This window comes from Nostoc sp. CALU 546 (assembly GCF_048836525.1).
In genome coordinates this window covers 1-2924 of sequence record NZ_JAWJTF010000262.1, presented here as the reverse complement: position 1 = coordinate 2924, position 2924 = coordinate 1, and the positions used below count along the sequence as shown (strand labels likewise).

Genomic DNA, 2924 nt, shown 5'->3' with positions numbered 1-2924 from the left:
CCCCAATCCCTTATATTTATGAGCTTGGCTTGTGTAATTGTGTCAGCCTAAAAGAGCAATTTAATACTAAGGCAAATCTGGTAGTTCCGATTAATCTGAGTAATAATGGGAACCCAACGCCCAAGCTTTGGGGTTTATTGATTGCTCACCATAATTCTGGGGAACGACACTGGCAAACTGATGATGCCCAAATGCTCAATGAAGTATCAGTGCAACTAGCGATCGCTATTCAACAGGCGGAATTGTTAGCCCAAACTCAAGCAGCCCTTGCTAAAGAAAAGCAACTCAATGTATTTAAATCCCAAATCATTGCAACGGTTTCCCATGAGTATCGCACGCCGCTAACTTCAATTCTGGCTGCTGCATCAACTTTGGTAAAACATAGTCAGCAACTAGATGAGTCTAAACAACAGAGGTTTTTGGGAATCATTGAACAGAAAGCAAGGTATATGTCCAAACTTGTGGATAATATGCTTCTGGTTAACCAATTTGAACTGGAAAAACCCAAGTTTAAACCAATCCCACTTGATTTACTACATTTTTTCTCCGACCTCATAGAACAAGAACGAGAAACAGCAGGCGATCGCCACGAATTGATTTTTAAAATTACTGGGAAAAACCAGGAATTTTGGGGCGATCGCGGACTTTTACAGCAAATTTTTATTAACTTAATATCCAATGCAATTAAGTACTCTCCAGATGGAGGTACTGTGGAATTCCACCTCATCAGTAAAGAATCAGAAGTAATCTTTTACATCAAAGATCAGGGAATTGGTATCCCGATAGCAGATCAAGAAAATTTGTTTCAATCCTTCAGTCGTGGAAGTAATGTTGACACAATTCCTGGTACAGGCTTAGGGCTAGCGATCGCTAAAGGTTGTGTTGAGTTACATGGTGGTAATATTACCCTGTCCAGTGAAGTGGGGCAAGGAACTAAAGTTACAGTCAACTTACCAAAGGCATTCCCAATCAGGGCAAACGCATCTAAACACTGACGAAATGATAGTTATTTTTATACATATCTGCGGCAGAAATTTATAGCGATCGCTCGAAAGCGACTAATGTCCATACTGGACTAAACATATTTTTTGAGTCTCTTCGTTTTTTTGCAAAATTGGGATGCTCACTAGGAATCTGGATTGATGCATTTGAGATCCTCACAGCCAAAAGCTTGAGTCATCATTGCAGATAGCTGTTGAGAAACTTGCCTATCAAAGTTGAGTTCTCGCATGATTTGGTCATAGGCATGTCCCTGCGTGATCCGCGTTGCCATTTGCTCAAACTCTAGCCAAGTCAAATCACTCTCAACAAATGCTTTCGCAAGGGTAATTATCAGTTCCTCATAATCATTGTCTTCCAGTTTCGTCATCATTCGGTGTTCAATTTGAAGTGAATCATCGAAACAGTAATACCAAGATTTTGGTTGCTGCTTAAGTACTCTTCGGAAAAAATCTTGCTGTTTCGAGCGATTAACAGCATGATCTGCTTCACTACATACCATTAAGATAGGGGCAGAAACACAGCCTTGAGCCTTTTCTAAAACCTGATATCCCAATTCAAGAAATATCCGTAATGCCTTAAGACGAAAACCTTTATAACCAAAATTACCAGGTGCATCTTTGTTAAACCATTCAAAGTAAATTGGCAAGATTTTTATAAGTAAATCGAATAGTGAGTAGCGGCTACCTAAATAAGGCGTGAACAATAAGGTGCGGTCAATCTCTTGAGGATGCTCTAAAGCTAACCAAGCAGCTAAAGTTCCACCAGTCGATAATCCACCAATCACAACTTCTTGACCTAACGTTTTTGCAATCTCTAACCATTTAATTACAAATTCTTGATAAATCTTAATATCTGTTGGCAGAGGTGGAGGGTTTTGATGCCTCCAGTCACCGGAGCGTCCATGACCGGGTAGTAAAGGAATTAAAACATTATATCCGGTGTTAAATAAGGCTTTACCGAGCGGCTCGAACTGGTAAGGGCCTGCTGTAAAACCATGCAAAAATAAAAAAACTTTTGATCTAAAGTCAGGGTGAATCAAAAATTTGGAACGACAGGCTTCATTCTTTAGACCCAGTGTAGATTCTAATTGGTGAACTTGCTCTAGGATTTCTGCTGTTTTTTGAATGCCAGTTTTCATTGATTCCCGGTCGTATTTACAGATATCAACTTATTTTATCAAGGGCAAAGTTGAAATCTTAACCAGTTTTAGCTGAGTCTGCGAACCTGATCTTGAATTCCCAGTTCACGCAGCGTCTTTGCAGGAGAAGGGGTTGACCTCTGTTCTTGTAGCGAGAATAGGTCGATATTAGTCAAAGGTGCAATCGTTGTCATCTGCTCCAACCCCTACCCTATGAGTAGATTGAGGGTAGGGAGTGCTGCGGTGCGTTTAAAAATAAATCTTGTGATTCTTAATCTCGAATTTCTATCTTGCTAATTAGCCATTCTTTGATTGTTTTCCCACAAGGTTCAGAACTTTGGCAATCACTGACGTTTTCTATCTGATAATACATTCGTACTTTTTTATTGACGTATTTCTCTGGTTCGCAAACATCAAATGTTGCACCGACACCTTCATGTAATTTATCATTTTCGTCGATAACAGTAACGTAACATTTTAAGTCTCCATTTTGCATCTCTTTGATAGTACCCAATGTCGGTTTATCGTTAGGAACTTCATTAGTTTTATTGTTTTTAATAGGTGTTTTTTCATTTGATGTTGAATTACTAGTTTTTTTGCTAGCTTCGATATTATCTATCTTTTCTTTATTTGCAGAAATAGATTCAGAATTAACTGGAGTACTTGTTGCAGTCTTTGCTTGATTAACTTGATTTTGTTGAGAAGCAGTATTGCCATCGCTACAACTTGCAATCAACATAGAACAAAGAATTAATGTAGTAGTGAAGATTGTTTTTTTCATTTT

Annotated in this window: 3 protein-coding genes and 1 pseudogene; 1 reads left to right on the top strand and 3 read right to left on the bottom strand. The window is 38.6% G+C overall.

Annotated elements, in window-relative coordinates:
• On the top strand, positions 1-995 hold a 995-nt coding region (locus tag RRG12_RS42465), incomplete at its 5' end, for a GAF domain-containing sensor histidine kinase (protein ID WP_420763240.1).
• Between the two features lie 131 nt (positions 996-1126).
• Here the strand turns inward: RRG12_RS42465 and RRG12_RS42460 are convergent.
• The 3 genes and pseudogenes from RRG12_RS42460 to RRG12_RS42450 form a co-directional block, all read right to left on the bottom strand.
• The gene (locus tag RRG12_RS42460) at positions 1127-2140 is read right to left on the bottom strand and encodes an alpha/beta hydrolase (RefSeq protein ID WP_420760283.1); all 1014 of its coding nucleotides are present in this window, start codon (positions 2138-2140) and stop codon (positions 1127-1129) included.
• A gap of 68 nt (positions 2141-2208) precedes the next feature.
• Complete coding sequence (locus RRG12_RS42455) at positions 2209-2334, bottom strand: hypothetical protein (RefSeq protein WP_420760284.1); 126 nt, start codon at positions 2332-2334, stop codon at positions 2209-2211.
• 77 nt (positions 2335-2411) lie between these two features.
• Positions 2412-2924 (bottom strand): annotated as a pseudogene (locus RRG12_RS42450) (hypothetical protein); the annotation flags it as partial.

What these genes read in the sequence shown, in the direction of transcription:
- RRG12_RS42455 (WP_420760284.1), bottom strand. Translation starts at nt 2,334, where the DNA reads ATGACAACGATTGCACCTTTGACTAATATCGACCTATTCTCGCTACAA.
- RRG12_RS42460 (WP_420760283.1), bottom strand. Translation starts at nt 2,140, where the DNA reads ATGAAAACTGGCATTCAAAAAACAGCAGAAATCCTAGAGCAAGTTCAC.